We start from the raw sequence: 359 nt of genomic DNA, 5'->3' as shown, positions 1-359 counted from the left end.
GATCCATGCCGCCGCCAACGCCACGGGCGCGCCGTTCTCGGGCGTGACGATCAACACGCCGCAGGCCAGTGGCAGCGTGGTCGTCAATGGGCTGGACATTGTCTACACCCCCACGCCGACCACCTCGGGCGCGGTGACGTTCGCCTACGCGCTGAACAATAGCGCCGGGGCCTCGGCGCCGGTGACGGTCGCCGTCACCGTGAACGCGGTGCCGATCGCGGTGGCCCAGCGGCAGCTCTCGACCCTCGCCAACCGGCCGGTCAGCGTGGACGTGACCGAGGGCGCCACGGGTGGCCCGTTCACGGGCGTGACCATCGTCTCGGTGACGCCGGCCAACGCCGGCAGTGCCACCGTGGCCG

At 72.1% G+C, this 359-nt stretch carries 1 protein-coding gene; it reads left to right on the top strand.

Going from position 1 to position 359, the window contains the following annotated elements; all coding sequences use genetic code 11:
- Positions 1-359: Ig-like domain-containing protein (locus AB4Z35_RS31350; RefSeq protein WP_442101346.1), on the top strand; the 359-nt coding region annotated here is incomplete at both ends.

Source organism: Pseudomonas sp. KB_15 (genome assembly GCF_052114525.1).
Taxonomy (GTDB): Bacteria; Pseudomonadota; Gammaproteobacteria; order Pseudomonadales; family Pseudomonadaceae; genus Aquipseudomonas.
The sequence above is the reverse complement of the archived record's forward strand: the minus strand, read 5'-3'. Positions and strand labels throughout refer to the sequence as shown.